General features: G+C 69.2%; 12 protein-coding genes. 10 read left to right on the top strand and 2 right to left on the bottom strand.

Features of this window, described 5'->3' with window-relative positions; genetic code table 11:
* The first annotated feature begins 141 nt into the window (after positions 1-141).
* The 8 genes from FL344_RS35655 (at position 142) to FL344_RS35625 (ending at position 10,600) form a co-directional block, all read left to right on the top strand.
* Complete coding sequence (locus FL344_RS35655) at positions 142-1,152, top strand: NAD(P)-dependent alcohol dehydrogenase (RefSeq protein WP_141621659.1); 1,011 nt, start codon at positions 142-144, stop codon at positions 1,150-1,152.
* A 215-nt stretch (positions 1,153-1,367) separates the two neighbouring features.
* Entirely contained in the window at positions 1,368-1,994 is a 627-nt protein-coding gene (locus FL344_RS35650) for a DUF47 domain-containing protein (protein ID WP_141594251.1), read from the top strand.
* Positions 1,995-3,020, top strand: a complete 1,026-nt coding sequence (locus FL344_RS35645) for an inorganic phosphate transporter (RefSeq protein ID WP_090489748.1) — start codon at positions 1,995-1,997, stop codon at positions 3,018-3,020.
* 108 nt (positions 3,021-3,128) lie between these two features.
* On the top strand, positions 3,129-3,257 hold the full coding sequence (locus tag FL344_RS39875; RefSeq protein WP_255508266.1) for a hypothetical protein: 129 nt from the start codon (positions 3,129-3,131) through the stop codon (positions 3,255-3,257).
* A 159-nt stretch (positions 3,258-3,416) separates the two neighbouring features.
* On the top strand, positions 3,417-5,876 hold the full coding sequence (thrA, locus tag FL344_RS35640; protein ID WP_141621658.1) for a bifunctional aspartate kinase/homoserine dehydrogenase I: 2,460 nt from the start codon (positions 3,417-3,419) through the stop codon (positions 5,874-5,876).
* A gap of 115 nt (positions 5,877-5,991) precedes the next feature.
* Positions 5,992-7,605 (top strand): hypothetical protein, encoded by a 1,614-nt coding sequence (locus FL344_RS35635; protein WP_141621657.1) that lies wholly within the window; start codon positions 5,992-5,994, stop codon positions 7,603-7,605.
* Between the two features lie 13 nt (positions 7,606-7,618).
* Positions 7,619-8,119, top strand: coding sequence for a hypothetical protein (locus FL344_RS35630; RefSeq protein ID WP_141621656.1), 501 nt, complete (start codon positions 7,619-7,621; stop codon positions 8,117-8,119).
* A gap of 381 nt (positions 8,120-8,500) precedes the next feature.
* On the top strand, positions 8,501-10,600 hold the full coding sequence (locus FL344_RS35625; RefSeq protein ID WP_141621655.1) for a spermidine synthase: 2,100 nt from the start codon (positions 8,501-8,503) through the stop codon (positions 10,598-10,600).
* Between the two features lie 57 nt (positions 10,601-10,657).
* On the opposite strand, the gene FL344_RS35620 is transcribed toward FL344_RS35625, so the two are convergent.
* Together FL344_RS35620 and rsgA are read right to left on the bottom strand one after the other, a co-directional pair.
* Complete coding sequence (locus FL344_RS35620; RefSeq protein ID WP_141621654.1) at positions 10,658-12,025, bottom strand: TAXI family TRAP transporter solute-binding subunit; 1,368 nt, start codon at positions 12,023-12,025, stop codon at positions 10,658-10,660.
* Positions 12,026-12,138: 113 nt separating this feature from the next.
* On the bottom strand, positions 12,139-13,230 hold the full coding sequence (gene rsgA / locus FL344_RS35615) for a ribosome small subunit-dependent GTPase A (RefSeq protein ID WP_141621653.1): 1,092 nt from the start codon (positions 13,228-13,230) through the stop codon (positions 12,139-12,141).
* A gap of 404 nt (positions 13,231-13,634) precedes the next feature.
* Here rsgA and FL344_RS35610 point away from each other — a divergent pair, with 404 nt between their 5' ends.
* Entirely contained in the window at positions 13,635-14,105 is a 471-nt protein-coding gene (locus tag FL344_RS35610) for an FBP domain-containing protein (protein ID WP_141594258.1), read from the top strand.
* Positions 14,106-14,161: 56 nt separating this feature from the next.
* Positions 14,162-16,465 carry a hypothetical protein gene (locus tag FL344_RS35605; RefSeq protein WP_194858687.1) on the top strand — a complete coding sequence of 768 codons (2,304 nt, stop codon included), beginning with the start codon at positions 14,162-14,164 and terminating at the stop codon, positions 16,463-16,465.
* The last annotated feature ends 237 nt before the right edge of the window (positions 16,466-16,702 follow it).

Here is a 16,702-nt window from a genome sequence, read left to right as displayed (position 1 = left end):
CCCCCTTGCCACCCCTCTTCCCTGGCCACCGGGCAGGCGCCCACGGCGAACCATTTCACTCCGGGCAAATCCACCCAGCCAGCGAGCCCTTCCCACAGGGTTGTCTGGCCGCCCTGACGGTCCGTGGATAGTCATGCCCGCATGAGAGCCTACGAACTGCAGCAGACGGGGAGCGCCGACGCATGGGTGCAGGTGGAGCGGCCGGAGCCCACGCCGGGCCACGGCCAGGCGCTGGTCCGGATCCGCGCGGTGTCCCTCAACTACCGGGACCTCTACATCGCCCTGGGCCGCTATCCCGGACCGCGCCCTGCCTCCCTCATCCCCGTGTCGGACGGCGCCGGAGAAGTCGTGGCAGTGGGCCCCGCCGTCTCACATGTGACGCCGGGAGACCGCGTGGCCCCCACCTTCTTTCAGACCTGGACGGACGGCCCGGCCTCGCCGGAGAAGACGCGGAACGCCCTGGGTGGCAGCGTGGATGGCGTGCTCGCGGAGTACGTCGTCGTGGACGCGGAGGGGCTCGTCCTCCTCCCTGACCACCTGTCCTTCGAGGAAGGCGCCACGCTCCCGTGCGCTGCCGTCACCGCCTGGAACGCCCTGGTCGCCGAAGGCCGGCTCCAGCCGGGCCAGACGGTGCTGGCGCAGGGCACCGGCGGCGTGTCCGTCTTCGCGCTCCAGTTGGCCAAGGCATTGGGGGCGCGCGTCCTCATCACCTCCAGCCAGGACGCGAAGCTGGAGCACGCCCGGACGCTGGGTGCGGATGGCACCATCAACTACAAGAAGCACCAGGACTGGGAGGAGCAGGTGCTGGCGCTCACCGGCGGCCAGGGCGTGGACCACGTCCTGGAGGTGGCCGGCGAACAGACGTTCCCCCACTCCGTCCGAGCCACGAAGCCCGGGGGCCACATCTCCCTCATCGGCATGCTCAGCGGCGGCTTCGCCAAGCCGGACTCCGCCCTGGTGGAGTCAAAGAAGCTCGACGTCCAGCGGACTTACGTGGGCAGCCGCGCCATGTTCGAGGACATGAACCGGCTCCTCACCCAGCACCGTCTCGAGCCCGTCATCGACCGGAGCTTCCCCTTTGAGCAGGCGCGCGAGGCCCTGCGTTACATGGAGTCCGGCGCCCACTTCGGGAAGATTGTCATCGCCGTCTGAGCGGCCGGACCGCAAGCAAGGTGCCCAGCCCTGGCTCCCCCCCTCTGCCTCCGGCGGGCGCGCCCTAGCGAGGGTGGAAGCCACAGGCAAGCAGAAAGGAAGGCTGGAGATTCTCTCCACTTAGGGTAGTCACGGGCGCGCCAAGGGTGCGTGACAGACATGTCAACCGCCCTCAAGAACGGCGTCGCCTGCCCTCAGGCGACTTGGAGGGACGGATGCTCGAGAAGCTGATGCCGAAGTCGGACGAGTTCTTCGACGACTTCGATGCGCAATGTGCCGTCACCGTCGAAGGCGCGAAGATGCTCTACGAGTTGCTCAGTGACTACCGCGACGTCGGCCCGCGGGTCCAGGCGCTCAAGGACGCGGAGCACCGTGGGGACGAAGTCACCCACACCGCCTTCAACCGTCTGCACAAGCAGTTCATCACCCCATTCGACCGGGGGCAGATTCACACCCTGCTCTCCCGCATCGACGACGTGTTGGATTTGACCAACGCCGCCGCCGCCCGCCTGCACTACTACGAAATCCCGGCCAGCCTGCCGGACGCCACGGAGCTGGCACGCCTGCTGGTGCTGTCCACGCAGAAGGTGCAGGAAGTGGTGGCCGCGCTGCGACTCATCAAGAAGCCGGAGCAGATCCTCGCCGGGTGCAAGGAAATCAAGCGCCTGGAGGCGCAAGCGGATGATGCCCTGCGCTCGGGTGTCGGCCGGCTCTTCAAGAGCGGCGCGGACACGCTGCTCATCATCAAGTGGAAGGAGATTTACGACTTCATTGAGACCGCCACCGACAAGTGCCAGTCGGTGGCGAACGTCATCGAAGGCGTGGTGCTGGAGCACAGCTAAATGCTACTCGCCGCCGTCATCCTCATTGTCGCGGTCGCACTCATCTTCGATTTCATAAATGGATTCCACGACGCGGCGAACTCCATCGCCACCGTGGTCTCCACCCGAGTGCTGTCCCCCAACCTCGCCGTGGCCTGGGCCGCGTTCTTCAACTTCGTGGCGGCCTTTGGCGGGAACGTCCACGTGGCCAACACCATGGGCAAGGGCATCATCAACTTCGAGATGCTCCGGGCTCAGGGCCCCAGCGCGGTGCTCGCCGTCATCTTCTCCGCCCTCATGGGCGCCATCGTCTGGAACCTGTTGACGTGGTGGTGGGGCCTGCCCTCCTCGTCGTCGCACGCGCTGGCCGGAGGCATGATTGGCGCCACGCTGCCGGTGCTCGGCTTCGCGGGCCTGGTGGGCTCGGGCATCGCGAAGATCGCCGCCTTCATCGTGCTGTCGCCGCTCATCGGCATGACGCTGGGCATTGGTCTGATGGTGTTGAGCACGTGGGCGGTGCACCGCCAGACACCGCTGAAGGTGGACTCGTGGTTCCGCCGGCTGCAGCTCGTATCGTCCGCCATCTTCTCCTACAGCCACGGCACCAATGATGCGCAGAAGGTGATGGGCATCATCGCGGTGGTGCTCTTCGGCACCATCTGGAAGGACCGGCCGTTCCACATCGACTGGTGGATGATCATCTCCTGCCACGCGGCCATCGCCCTGGGGACCTTCTTCGGCGGGTGGCGCATCGTCCGCACCATGGGCCACAGCCTCACCAAGCTGGCGCCCATCGGTGGCTTCGCCGCGGAGACGGGCGGCGGCGTCACCATCATCGCGCTGGCCCAACTGGGCATTCCCGTGTCCACCACGCACACCATCACCGGCGCCATCGTCGGCGTGGGCGCCACCCGGGGCTGGCGCGCGGTGAAGTGGGGCGTCGCCGGCCGCATCATCTGGGCCTGGGTGGTCACCATCCCGGCCGCGGCGCTGACCGCGGTGGTCTTCTACGGACTCACCCAGGTGGTCATGCGCCTGGCAAGCTGAACGCCGGGGAGGGCTCGCATTGACCTTCGCGAGCCCTTCCCCGTCATGCATGGACCTGCCGGGTCCCCTGCTTGACTTGCCGCGGCAAGTTCGGCCAGCCTTCCCTTCATGAACGGCGTCAACGGCCAGCACGTGCAGCGCGAGGGAACGACGTTCCTCGCCCGCGCGTGTGTCCTGACGACCGTGCTGACCACCACCACGACCACGACGACTCCCCGCCGGGCGCGGGTGGTCTAGCGACGGAACCCCCTTGGTTTCCAGCTCGGCCCCGCGCTCTCCGGCGCGGGGCTTTTTTGTTTTCACATGCCGCAGGAGCCCCGACATGCAGCCCTCCCCGCAGTCGACGCCGCCGAACCCGCCGTCCCGCCTCGCCGCCTTCCACGCGGAGGTGCGCTCATGAGGGTGATGAAATTCGGGGGGACGAGCGTGGGCAACGCCGAGCGGATGCGCGGCGTGGCGGACCTGGCCGCGGCGGCGCGCAAGGAGACGCGGGTGATGATGGTCGCCTCGGCCGTGTCCGGCATCACCAACCTCCTGTTGGACGCGGCCCGCGCGGCCCAGGAAGGTCAGCCGGTGGAGTCGCTCCACGGCCGCTTCGAGGACGTCCACCGCGGCATCATCCGCGAGCTGGCGGCGGAGCTGGGGGAGGCGCGGCTGCGCTCGCTGGAAGAGGGACTTTCCACGCTGGCCTCGGAGCTGCGCGGGCTGCTGCAGGGCGTGGGGCTGCTGCGGGAATGTTCGCCCTCCGTGCTCGCGCACCTGTCCGGACTGGGCGAGCGCGCCGCGTGCCTGATTCTGGGCGCGCTGATGCACGCACGCGGACTGGAGCCGCACGCCGTGGAGCCACGGGACGTCATCCTCTGCGCGGGGGACCCGCTCCAGGCCACGCCGCTCCAGGAGGAGACCCGGGCGCGCTTCGCGCCGCTGCGTGAGGCCGGCGGTCCCGGGTTGATGCTGATGCCGGGCTTCTTCGGCGGTGACACCCGGGGCAAGACGATGTGCCTGGGCCGGGGAGGCTCGGATTATTCGGCGGCGCTGGCGGCGGCGGCGCTGGACGCGGAGCTGCTGGAGATCTGGACGGACGTGGACGGCATCTTCAGCGCCGACCCGCGGCTGGTGCCAGAAGCCTTCCCGCTGCCCGAGGTGAGCTTCGAGGAGGCCATGGAACTGGCCTACTTCGGCGCCAAGGTGCTCCACCCCAAGACGATTGCGCCCGCGCGCGAGCGCGGCATCCCCGTGCGCGTCTGCAACAGCTTCCGCCCCGACCACCCGGGCACCCGCGTCACCGACGACGCCGCGCCGCCCGAGCACCCGGTGCGCGGCCTCTCCTTCCTTCCCGGCATCGCCCTGGTGAACCTGGGCGGCGCGGGACTCAAGGGCGTTCCGGGCACCGCCGCCCGCGTCTTCGAGTCCATGGCCCTCGCCAACATCTCCGTGGTGCTCATCACCCAGGGCTCCAGCGAATGCTCCATCAGCTTCTGCGTCCAGCAGGCGGACGCGGAGCGCGCCGTCCAGGCCCTGGAAGTCGCGTTCGAGATGGAGCGCGCGGCGGGCAAGGTGGACACCATCGAGCAGCAGCGCGGGCTCGCCGTGCTCAGCATCGTCGGTGATGGCATGCGCCACCGCGTGGGCGTGGCGGGCACCTTCTTCAGCGCGCTGGCGGACGTGGGTTGCAGCATCGCCGCCATCGCGCAGGGCTCCAGCGAGCGCAGCATCTCCGCGGTCATCGCGGAGACGGACGGTCCCCGCGCCCTGGCCCATGTCCACGGTCGGTGCTTCGGCACCACGGAAGTCGTGGAGCTGCTGCTGGCCGGCGTGGGCAGCGTGGGCGGCGAGCTGCTCAAGCAGGTCCACCAGCAGGCGCCCAAGCTGCGCGCCCACGGCGTGGACCTGCGCGTCTGCGTCATCGCCAACAGCAAGCGCGTCGCGACGGCGAGCGAGGGAATTCCCCTGGAGGACTGGAAGCAGCGGCTGGCGGCCAGCGGCGACGGCGCGCCCCTGGACGCCTTCCGCGACTGGGCCCGCGCGAAGCGGCCGGGCCGGCCCGTCTTCGTGGACTGCACCAGCAGCGAGGACATCGCGCTCGCCTACCCGTCGCTGATGGAGGCGGGGCTCCACGTCGTCACCGCCAACAAGAAGGCCAACGCCGGCCAGTGGAGCCACTACCGCAAGCTGCGCGAGACGGCCTCCCGTCACCAACGCCGCTTCCTCTACGAGACGAACGTGGGCGCGGCGCTGCCCGTCATCGACACGCTGAAGAACATGCTTCGCACGGGAGACCGGGTGCTGCGCGTGGAAGGCGTCCTCTCCGGCTCGCTGTCATTCATCCTGGGCCTGACGGAGGAAGGCGTCCCCTTGTCGCAGGCGGTGGGCACCGCCATGGAGAAGCGCTTCACCGAACCCGACCCGCGCGACGACCTCCACGGCACCGACGTGGCGCGCAAGGTGCTCATCCTCGCCCGCGAGCTGGGCCGCCAGGTGGAGCTGGAGCAGGTGAGGCTGGACTCCCTGCTGCCGCCGGACTTCGACGCCACCGGGCCGCTGGATGACTTCCTCGCCCGGCTCCCCCAGGTGGACGCCGCCTTCCAGCGCCGCGTGGAGGCACTCCGCGCGGAGGGCAAGGTGCTACGCTACGTGGGCAGCGTCACGGAGGACGGTTGCTTTGTCGGGCTCGTGCCGGTGCCCCTGACGCACCCGCTGGCGGCGGTGAAGGGCGGAGAGAACGCGCTCAGCTTCACCTCGGAGCGCTACAGCCCCACACCGCTGGTGATTCGCGGCTACGGCGCGGGCGCGGCGGTGACAGCGGCGGGCGTGCTGGCGGACGTGCTCCGCCTGGTCGACGGGCCGCTCCCCTGAGTTGACGCCCGGTCCGACAGGTCCGCGGCCGATGTCCGTTTGAAGTTGGCTGCGGACTTGTCGACAATGCCCCGCCTGCCCTCGAATCCGCGAGGGGTAAGGGGGAGAGAACGGAATGGACGTGACTCGCAAGCCGACCCGAGACCTCACCTGCAAGGTGCTGGCGCTCGCATTCACCCTGGCGCTGACAACTGCGTGTCCCGGTGATGACGATGATGATGATGGGGACAACGGTCCCCTGGGCGACCCCGTCACCTTGAGCGGCACGGTGACGTACGACTTCGTCCCGGCCGTCTACTCTCCCTCCACGCGGCGGGGGACCCTGGAGTTCAACCAGGCCCAGAAGCGACCCGTGCGCAACGCAGTCGTCCAGGTGCGACAGGGGACGCGGGTCCTCGTCGATGGAACGACGGACCAAGAGGGCCGCTACACGCTGACGTACAGGCCGTCTGGCAGCGGCGCGCTAACGGTCGTCGCGCTCGCCAAGACGACCCAGCCCGAAATCCAGATTGAGGACAACACCGACAACAACGCCATCTGGGCGTTGGGTGGCGACATCACCACGACGGTGACGACCAAGGACCTGCACGCGACCCACGGCTGGGCGGGCACCAGCTACACGGCCAGCCGGCGCATCGCGGCGCCCTTCGCCATCCTCGACAGCATGTACACCGCGTCGCGGGCCTTCATGGACGTGCGCCCGGTCAACTTCCCGCTGCTGAAGGTGAACTGGAGCCCGAACAACGTGCCCCAGTCTGGCAGCAAGCCGCAGGGCCGCATCGGCACGTCGCACTTCTCCTTCGCGGAGAACGAAATCTACGTGCTCGGCCGGGACGGCGTGGACACCGACGAGTTCGACGCCCACGTCATCGTCCACGAGTGGGGGCACTACTTCGAGGCCAACCTGTCGCGCGCGGACAGCCCGGGCGGACCGCACTCCAGCGGTGACATCCTGGACCCGCGCCTCGCCTTCGGCGAGGGCTATGGCAACGCGCTCGCCAGCATCCTGCTGCCGGAGCCCATCTACGTCGACACGATGTGGAGCGGCTCGACGCTGGCCGCCTTCGGTTTCGACGCGGAGAGCGAGCCGCCCACCACCGACGACCCGCGCAAGGGCGCCTTCTCCGAGATGAGCGTCTTCCGGCTGCTCTATGACTTGTACGACTCCGGCACCAACGAGTCGTACGACAGGGTGTCATACGACCTGGGCATCCTCTACGACGTGCTCGTCGGCCCGCAGAAGTCGACGCCCGCGCTGACCACCATCGGCTCGTTCATCAACGGCCTCAACGCCCAGCCCGGCGTCAGCACCGCGGACGTGTACCAGCTGCTGGCCCACTACAACATCGGGTCCATCTCCTCGGACTTCGGAGATGGGGACACCTCGCTGCGCGCCATCTACACCAACGTGCCGGGCATCCCGTACACCACCGAAGTGCCGCTGGTGGGCGGGCTCGACTACAACAAGCGCGAGCAGAACCAGTACTACGTCTTCACCGGCACTGGCCGGAACATGACGCTCAGCGCGTCCCATGCGTCGCAGGACGTGGGCATCGAAGTCTTCGGCCAGGGCCGGAGCCTGGCGGAGTCCGACATCAGCTACATCGGTGCGGAGACGGTCAGCATCCCGACCCAGGCGGACGCGCGGTACGTCGTCGTCGTGTACGGCTTCAAGGAGACGACCGGTAACTACAGTCCCTTCCCCACCCTCTCCATCACCAGCCAGTGATTCCGGAGCGCACATGAACCTCAAGGCAATCGCAGCCCTGTCCAGTCTCCTCGCGCTCACGGCGCAGGTCGCCTGCACCTCCCCGTCGAAGTCGAACCCCACGCCCAGCGACAGCTCGGACACCACGAAGGCCGGCGCGCCAGTGAAGGCCGACGCGAAGCTGGGTGAGGACCAGGCCCGCGTCTCCCTGCGCTTCGACGCGCCGGCGACCGACGTCAACGTCAGCCTCTCCGGCGTGGACGGACTGGAAGTGAAGAGCTCCGCCACCCCCGTGTCGGGTGGCAGCTTCACCCCGGACGCCGTGTCCGAGTTCGACGTGAGCTTCACGCCGGGTGAAGGACAGTCTCACCTCGTCGTCACCGTCACGGGTGATTTCCGCGGCGCGCACCTGTCGCGGGTGTTCAGCTTCGCGGTGGGCACGCCCACGGCGGCGCAGCAGAAGACCGAAGGCACGACGGTGACGGGCGACGACGGGCAGCCCATCAAGGTCATGCCGTCGTCCGACGCCGAGTAGTCCGGCGGGTACAGCCGGGGCCCGGGAGACCGGGCCCGGCCGAAGCAGATCCCTGAAAAAACACAGCGGGGAGCGCGCCCCCCGACGCACTCCCCGCCACGTGAGCCACTCAGACGAGAGCTCCAGAAAAAAACATTGGGAGCACGCCCCCTCGACGTGCTCCCAATGACTGCGCGGCCCGACTCCGGCGCGCCCTCCCCCTCTGGAAGCAACAGCCCCCCCGGGCTTGCTTCCTCCCCATCCCCACTTCGAAATTCAAAACGCACGGCGCCGAAAACCTTGAGGCACCCCTGCGTTTTTTTTCGGGCCGCCTGGAGCGATGCTCCGCCCACACGGCCACACACACACGCTGCGTATGGGCCTTCGCGAGTGGCTCCCAGGATGACGACCGACCTCCCCGCCCCGAAGCCCTCGACCCACGGCCTCACAGGGACGCTGTTCCACCTCTGGGTCTTCCTCGGCTCCTTCCTGCTCTTCCAGGTGGAGCTCATCCTCGCGCGGCTGCTGCTGCCCTCCTACGGAAGCAGCGCGGCCATCTGGACGACGTGCCTGGTGTTCTACCAGGCGGTGCTGCTGCTCGGTTACTTCTACTCGAGCCGGGTCGCGGTGGCCGCGCACCAGGGCCGCTACCGCTGGGCCCACCTGGGCTTCGTGCTGCTCGCGGTGGTCGTCTTCCCGTTCCGGCTGCACCTCTTCGAGCTGCACCCCGTGGCGGCCATCCTGCTCACGCTGACGCTGTCACTGGGGCTGCCGTTCCTCGCCCTGTCGACGACGAGCGTCGTCGCCCAGGGCTGGTTCACCCGCACGGAGCATCCCTCTCGGGGTGACCCGTTCTTCCTCTACGGAACGTCCAACGCGGGCGCGCTCACGGCGCTGCTCACCTTCCCCTTCCTGGTGGAGCCGGCGCTCGACATCCAGGAACAGCTGGTCGTCTGGTACGCGGGCTACGGCGCGTTCGTCGTCTTCGCGCTGCTCTGCATCCAGCGCGTGCGCCCGGCGCTTGCCGGTGGAAGCACGACGTCCGAGCCAGCGGCCCGGACCGAGCCTGCGCCCCGCGCCCCGCGCGCCTCACGCATCACCTGGCTGCTGCTGTCCGCGAGCGCCAATGCGCTGCTGCTCGCGGTCACCAACGTCCTCACGCTGGATGCCTCCATCCCGCTGCTGTGGATCCTCCCCCTCTCGCTGTACCTGCTCACGCTCATCGTCTGCTTCTCGAAGCGGCCCCCCACGCCCACGGGGTTGAACCGGCTCGCGCTGGGGAGCCTCGCCGTCGCGGCGGGCGCGGCCCTCTTCGCGCTGGCACGCGCGCAGACGTCGCTCCCGTCCCTGGTGCTGCACAGCGCGGTGCTTTGGGTGGGCTGCCTGCTGATGCATGGCAACCTCGTGTGGTGCCGCCCGTCGGACCCGCGCCTGCTGGGCTCGTTCTATCTGCACGTCTCGCTGGGCGGTCTGGTGGGCACCTTGCTGCTGGCCCTGGTCGTTCCCCTGACGCTGGGCTCGCTGGCGCTCCCGTACCTGGACCACGGCATCACCGGCCTCCTCCTGCTGGGAGGACTGGCGGCGCGGGACATGATGCGCCGGGGCCAGGGGATGCCCGTCCCAAAGCTGGCGCCCTACGTATCGAGCGGAGCCGCCCTGTTCGTCGTCGCGGTCCTGGTGCTCTCCGGGTGGATGCTCGCGCGCGGGCGCATCGAAGGCTCGCGCACCTTCTACGGCCTCTACACTGTCAAGGACGCGGAGGGCCTGCGGCTGTTCCAGCACGGCAGCACCGTCCACGGCGTGGAGAACCTCCACCCGGACGAGCGAGGAGAGCCCCTCTCCTACTACCACCGGGGCTCCGCGGTGGGCCGGGTGCTGGCCTCGGAACGGATTCCGCGTGAGCGCGTGGCCGTCGTGGGGCTCGGCATCGGCAGCCTCGCCGCGTATGGCCGCCCCGGCGAGCAGTGGGACTTCTACGAACTGGACCCGGAGGTGGAGCGGCTCGCGCGCCAGCACTTCAGCATGCTCGGCTCCAGCCAGGCGGAGCTCCGCGTCCTCGCGGGGGATGCGCGGCTTCGCATGGAGGAAGCCAAGGACGGCGGGTACGACGTCATCGTCCTCGATGCGTTCTCCAGCGACTTCGTCCCCACGCACCTGCTGACCCGGGAGGCGCTGAGCCTCTATCTCCGGAAGCTCGCGCCGGAGGGGCTCCTGCTGTTCCATGTCTCCAGCCGACTCTTCGACCTGGTCCCCGTGCTCACCCGCTTGAGCACGGAGCTGCGGGTCCAGGGGCTCGTGAACCAGACGGAGCGCCTCACCGCCGAGGAGCTGGCGTCGGGCCGCTCACCCAGCGTCTGGTTCGCCATGAGCGCCAACAGCGACGTCGTGGCCCGCCTCACCCAGGAGCTGCCCTTCCAGCCGGTGGACACGCCGCCCGAGCTGAAGGACAGGCGCGTCTGGTCCGACAGCTACGTCAACCTGCTGCACGCGCTCGCGCACTGACCCACGGCCTCGTGGCGCTTCCGAGCAAGCCCCGGAAGCGCCCTGTGGCCGCGGCGGCTACGCGGTCTTCTCCCGGGCCGTGAGCACCTCGGACGAGGGCTCGCCGGATTCGGCGATGCGCCGGGTGAGGCGGCGACGGACGACGTCGACGTGCTCCCGGAAGAAGTAGAGGTTCTCCGCGTAGGCCAGGGGCATGGGGATGCGGTTCACCTCGCGCTCGGCCTCGTCGAGCCGCCGCAGCATCTCCTCCAACATCTCCCGGCCCGGGCCCTCCTCGAGCTGGAGCTCGATTTCCTTCAGCCGCGCGTACCAGCGGAAGATGCGCGAGCGCACGCGCCACTGGTACAGCGCAGGCGCCACCCGGCCCAGGGGCACCAGGACGGCGATGAAGGGCACCAGCATCACCCAGAGCCGGTCCACCAGGTTGGCGGCCCAGAACGGCAGATAGCGGTGCAGGAGCGGAACGCCGGACTCGTAGTAGCGGCGCGCCTCGCTGCTGAACGGAAAGCCCGCCTCGAGCGCCGCCGGGAATTCGCCCGTGCGGTCCAGGATGCCGGCCTTGCCGTGGACCTCGCTGGCCGCGCGCATCAAGAGGTAGGCCAGCGCCGGGTGGAGCGCATCGGTGGCGACCAGGTTCGCGGTGGGCGCCAACATCACCACGTCACGGCCTGGCACGTCCGCGGCCAGGTCGAGCACGCCTCGCGGCAGCACGTGCCGGGACAGATAGGGGAAGCGGCGCACGTAGGCCTCGCCCCGCGAGAAGCTGAGGAGGTTGATGTCCGGCACCCGCGCGAGCCGCTGGACGGGTGGTGACTCCGCTGGGGACACGATGAAGACAGCATCGACCTTGCCCTGCTTGAGCTGCTCGATGGCCTCGTCGCGCCCCAGGTTCAAGAGCTCCGTGGGCGCGGCGCCCACGCCGTTGGCCTCCAGCAACTTCATGGACAGGGCGCGCGTGCCACTCTCCTCGGGCCCCACGACGATGCGCTTGCCCTGCAGGGCGTTCAGGTCGTCGATGGTGGGCCCCCGGTAGAAGACCCACAACGGCACGTAGGAGAGGCTTCCCAGGGATACGACGTGCGGCGCCTTGGTGGCGTCGGACGTCCCGCTCTGGACGAAGGCCACGTCCACGCCAGAGCGCTCGTCCTCCAGCAGCTTGATGCTGGTGAGCGAGCCATCCGTAGGACGAATCTCCACCGTGACGCCGTGCTTCGCGAGAATCTCCTGATACTTGCGCGCGAAGTACCGGAAGCCGCCCTCGTCCCCAGCCGCGGCGATGACGAGCTTCTTCGGCGGCGCGGGCTTGACGAAGTAGAACGTGACGGCGAACGCGATGCTGACGATGACGAGCGCGGGGCCCAGCGTCATCCAGAGGTCCCACCGCAACGTGCGACGCAGGCGGGCCTTGAGCGAGTCCTTCTTCATGATGGGCGCGGAGTATAGACACGGCGCGCGCCAGCCACGGGGCCCGGCCGCCGGAGGGGCGGCCGGGCAGTCAGAAGGCGGTCACTCCACCCGCCTCCTGAGGGAAGGACGTCTCAGTCCCGCCGGCGCTTGGAGCGCGTTGCCTCCCAGCCCATCAACGTCTTGCTGCGCTCGTGGCGCCGGTGGTCGCGCTCCGCGGACGCACTGCGCTGACGGACCTGGTAGGCCTGCTCGCGCCGCAGCCGCTCGTAGCTGGCGAGCCGCGCCTCGGGCAGGGCCCCCGATGACACGGCCGCGCGCACCGCGCACCCGGGCTCGCGCTGGTGCTGGCAGTCCGTGAAGCGGCAGTCGGCGGCCAGCTCGAGGATGTCGGTGAACGTCTGGCCGATGCCGTTGCCGTCATCCTCGCCCCACAGCCCCAGCTCGCGCATGCCGGGTCCGTCGATGAGCAGTCCGCCGCCCGGGAGCACGAACAGCTCGCGGTGCGTGGTGGTGTGACGGCCCTTGTCGTCCTCGGCGCGGACCACCTGGGTGAGCAGCCGCGCCTCGCCCAGGAGCCGGTTGACCAGCGTGGACTTGCCGACACCGGAGGAGCCGAGCAGCGCCCCCGTCTTCCCGGCCGGAAGCTGCGCGCGAAGGGCCTCGATGCCCTCCCCCGTCCAGGAACTCAGCGCGAGCACGGGGACGCCTGGAGCCAGCTCCTCCACCTCGGCCACGAGCGAATCCGCGTCCGGGCGCAGGTCCGCCTTGGTGAGCACCACCACGGGCGAGGCGCCGCTGGTCCACGCCAGTGCCAACGCCCGTTCGATGCGGCGGGGATTGAAGTTGCCGTCCAGTCCCGCGACGAGGACCACGACGTCCAGGTTGGCGGCGATGAGCTGCCCGTCGCGCTCACTGCCCGCCTCGCGCCGGGCGAGCACACTGGAGCGAGGCAGCACCGCGTGGAGCAGCGCCTCGCCGTCCCCATCGGGGAGCTGGAGCGCCACCCAGTCACCGATGGTGGGCAGGGACTCGACGCCGGGGGCTTGATGGAGCAGCCGGCCCGCGGTGCGCGCCAACAGGGTGCGCGTGGCCGTCTGGACCGTGAGCAGCCCTCGATGCTGGCGCACGACGCGGCCAGGGACGAGGGACAGCGGGGACTGCGAGACGAGCGTGGAGAATGCGTGTTCGAAGGCTGGACCCCAGCCGAGGGTTTCAAGCGACATGGTTGGAAGGACTCCGGACAGAGCGGTGCCAATGGCGCACCTGGTTCTTCAGGGCACCCCGAGGAGCGCACGGCCGCGCTGTGTCAGACCTTCGCGGCCGGCTAGGCGGCCTGCGCCCTCGAGGCGAACAGGACTTCCACCGCGTCGAGCACAAGGGGCGAGTTCACGATGCCTCCAGAGGGTTTCAAGGGCGGTGGCCACCACCGCCCGGCACGGCATGTCTATCCTGGCGCGGGGCGGCGGGGAATGGCCACGTATGCAGAACCGCCGCCAGCGCCCGACCGTCCAGGGAGCACAGCGCGCCGAACACATGCCGCACCGGGCGAGCGCCCGCCTGGCAGGTGGGTTCTGGTGGAAACGGGCACACCCCATTGTTAGGGGCTGATGTTCTCCAAGGAGCAGCCGTGTTCCGATTCGAAAACGACCGGGCGCTCATCGAATCCTTCCGCCCCAGAGACCGCCGAGTCATCGAGATGCCTTCGGGCATCACCTTCCCGCTCTTCGTGCGTGACTACCTCGCCTGGACGGAGACGTCCGGCGCGCGCGTGTACCTCATCTTCTCCGCGCCGGGCAGCCGCAAGCCCATTGGCATCATCTTCCGCCGGGACGCCCTGGGCGGCGAGCCCGTCACTCGCATGTGCGAGTGGTGTCACAGCTACGGCTCGGCTCACGAGGTGTGCCTGCTCACCACAGCGGTGGACAACAAGCGTCGCGTGGGGGTGAACCTCTGCGCCGATCTCCGGTGCAGGGAGAAGATGGAGGACGCGGCGGACCGCTCCGGCCGGCATCCGCTTGAATTTCTCGGAAAGCTCAATGAACGAATGTTTCGTTTCGCGCATGAGGCGTTGGGCATCGAGGCGCAGCCCGCCGCTTGATATCGCCGGGCAATCGGGCTTGACCGTGGCGGCATCCTTCGCTCTTTAGCGAAGTGATGCCCCCTGTCCGCCTCGTCGTTCTCGCCTCGCTGCTGGCTGCGGGGCTCGCCGCCGCCGCTCCCGTCGTGCAAGTGCCGGAGGGTGGCCGCCCCGTGGAGGTGCTGGCCCAGGGTGTCGTCTGCGGGCCGGTCCGCAACGGCTGGAGCCTGGGCCCGGATGGCCGCTCCGTGCTTCCGCCCGCCAGGCCGGATGACAACACGCGCACGCAGGACCTCAAGGTCGCCGACACCCCGGCGCAGTGCGCGACCAGTGAACGAATCGTCACAGTGATTGCCACCGGGCCGCTGCCGCGCATCGACTTCTCGGGGACTTCCTTCTATCCGGACGAAGGCCGCCTGGAGCTGCGCGGCGTGGGGCTGCTGAACGTGGGCGTCGCGTGGTCGGGCAAGCCGCGCGGCGAGCCGGAGCGCCCCGCCATGGAGGGGCAGGACGTCTGCCTGTCCCCCTCCAAGCCCCGGGGACTCGCGGACTGCGCGGTGCCCGTGCCGCAGGGCCTGCCCACGGACACGTCGCTGTACTGGATTCCGCCCTACGGCCGCGTCGGGCCAGACGTGAAGACCTACGACGCCCTCGGGAACCTGGTGGACCCCGAATCGCTCCGCATCCGCCCCGGCCGCACCATCCTCACCGAGCCCCTGGTGCTCTCCAACGGCATCGACGTGTCGAAGGGGCCAGGCAGCGTCCCCGTCAGCCACTCCGAGGCGATTGCCACCGCCGACTGCGGCATCGCCCGCTGCGAACCCGCCGAAGGCTTCATCTCCGTGCGCAACGTCCCGGGCGTGGATGCCACGGTGACGCTGCGCGCGCGGCTGGTGCCACGCGTCTACTTCTCGCGGGGCGACGCGCTCGACCAGGTCATCACCACCACGCTGTCCGTGCTGGCGTGTCCGCTCACGGCGGTGGAGGGCTCGGTGCTGCGTGGCGCGGAGAACTCCGCGCTCGTGGTCCGGTTGGATCCAGTCTGCGCCCATGACCCGCGCACCCTGGTGTGGACCGTCAACGGCCTGCGCGTCCGCGTGGAGCGCGTGGTGAAGCTGGCGGAGGGCACCTATGTGATGCTGCGCACGGGCGGCACGTCCGATCAGCAGGTGACCATCACCGCGCTGACGTCGCGGCAGGATGGAACAGTGGTGGCTTCGGAGACGGCGAAGACGCTGCCCCTGCCCGCGCCCCGGGCCAGCTTGGAGTTGCCTGGGCTTGGCTCCATCGACTTCATCCCGACCAACCGGCCCGCAGAGGTGAACATGGCGTCCAACGCCGGCTTGGGACGCTTCGTGCTGGAGCCGTTGCCTGGCGCCTACAGCGTCACGACGCGGGAGTCCGTCACCTTCATCCAGGGCGAGGCTGCGCCAGGCGCCTTCGTGGTGCTGCGCTTCGGCTACCGGCTTCCCACGCTGCCCGCGGAGCTGGCCACCACCGACCTGGCGATGGTGGATGAGCGCTTCCAACGCGTGGTGCGCGAAGCCAGCGTGCCCGCCCGCATCGAGAACCTGGTGGAGTTCGTCTGCGCGGACAAGGACGGCAAGGACCAGCGACTGGAGCCCAGCCGCCCCCACCGGATTCCCTACGAGATGCGCAACACCTGTCGCGTCATCGTGTACCGTCAGCGCTTGAAGCCGGAGGATGGGAACCAGGAGGTCCTGCTCCGCATCAGCGTCACGAAGCCGGATGGCTCGGTGCGCGGGGAGAGCGGCGTCGAGCAGCGGATGTTCCTGCGTCCGCAGGGAGAGCAGCGCGACATCCCCGTCCCGGGCAACCTGGGGCAGTACGACCGCATCACCGTCCAGGTCTCCCACGTGGCGGACGAGTCGCGCTACGCCTTGAGCACGACGGACCGTACCGGTCTGCCCTCCGCGCAGTGGACGGCCATCGTCACCGGTGGCCTCTTCCGGCTCTACACGACGGCCGCCATTCCCGCGGGCCTCTACCGCGCCACCGAACCCACCGGGCAGCTCGCCATCAACTTCGGTGTCGTGTCGCGACTGGCGTTGCTGAACAACGAAGGGCAGGAGCGGCTGCTGGGAATCGAAGCGGGTTTGATGGGACTGGGGCTCGTGCCTCAGTCGGGTGACATCCAATTCCCGCCGACGCTCGCGGTCGTCTTGGGCCTGGGTCTGCGCGTTCCGATTGGTCCGGGTGCTGCCGTCGGTGCGCAGGCGTGGCTGGCCTACGAGTTCCGCGGAGACATCCGACGTCGCACGGGAGGAGACCCCACGCTGGACCCGGTCGTTCCGTCGAGCAAATGGTCCTTCATCTTCGGACCGAGCATCTCTGTCGGTAACGTGGGCTTCAATCTCTGAGCGATGTTGAGTCGAACCGGTCCTCGCGAATGTCCTCTTCGCTGAGGACCGGCTCCCACTCGCCCATCCCACACACCCGAGCCGTCCGACTGAAACGGACTGCAATGCCCGTTCTGCTACGCCACGCCCAACCCTCACGCCGCCCGTGCTGCATACCGCCCGTACTGCCTCGTACCGTCGTACCGCCGTGCTGCCCCGTCCTGCCCGCCACCCGTGCTGCATACCGCCGTACTGCCC

This window comes from Myxococcus sp. AB036A, from assembly GCF_006547355.1.
In the GTDB taxonomy this organism is placed as follows: Bacteria; Myxococcota; Myxococcia; order Myxococcales; family Myxococcaceae; genus Myxococcus; species Myxococcus virescens.
This window is presented reverse-complemented; position numbering and strand designations above follow the sequence as displayed.

Coding starts and splice junctions, on each gene's coding strand:
- thrA (WP_141621658.1), top strand. CDS start 3,417: ATGAGGGTGATGAAATTCGGGGGGACGAGCGTGGGCAACGCCGAGCGG.
- FL344_RS35650 (WP_141594251.1), top strand. CDS start 1,368: ATGCTCGAGAAGCTGATGCCGAAGTCGGACGAGTTCTTCGACGACTTC.
- rsgA (WP_141621653.1), bottom strand. CDS start 13,230: ATGTCGCTTGAAACCCTCGGCTGGGGTCCAGCCTTCGAACACGCATTC.
- FL344_RS35645 (WP_090489748.1), top strand. CDS start 1,995: ATGCTACTCGCCGCCGTCATCCTCATTGTCGCGGTCGCACTCATCTTC.
- FL344_RS35655 (WP_141621659.1), top strand. CDS start 142: ATGAGAGCCTACGAACTGCAGCAGACGGGGAGCGCCGACGCATGGGTG.
- FL344_RS35605 (WP_194858687.1), top strand. CDS start 14,162: ATGCCCCCTGTCCGCCTCGTCGTTCTCGCCTCGCTGCTGGCTGCGGGG.
- FL344_RS35625 (WP_141621655.1), top strand. CDS start 8,501: ATGACGACCGACCTCCCCGCCCCGAAGCCCTCGACCCACGGCCTCACA.
- FL344_RS35635 (WP_141621657.1), top strand. CDS start 5,992: ATGGACGTGACTCGCAAGCCGACCCGAGACCTCACCTGCAAGGTGCTG.
- FL344_RS39875 (WP_255508266.1), top strand. CDS start 3,129: ATGAACGGCGTCAACGGCCAGCACGTGCAGCGCGAGGGAACGACGTTC.
- FL344_RS35630 (WP_141621656.1), top strand. CDS start 7,619: ATGAACCTCAAGGCAATCGCAGCCCTGTCCAGTCTCCTCGCGCTCACG.
- FL344_RS35620 (WP_141621654.1), bottom strand. CDS start 12,025: ATGAAGAAGGACTCGCTCAAGGCCCGCCTGCGTCGCACGTTGCGGTGG.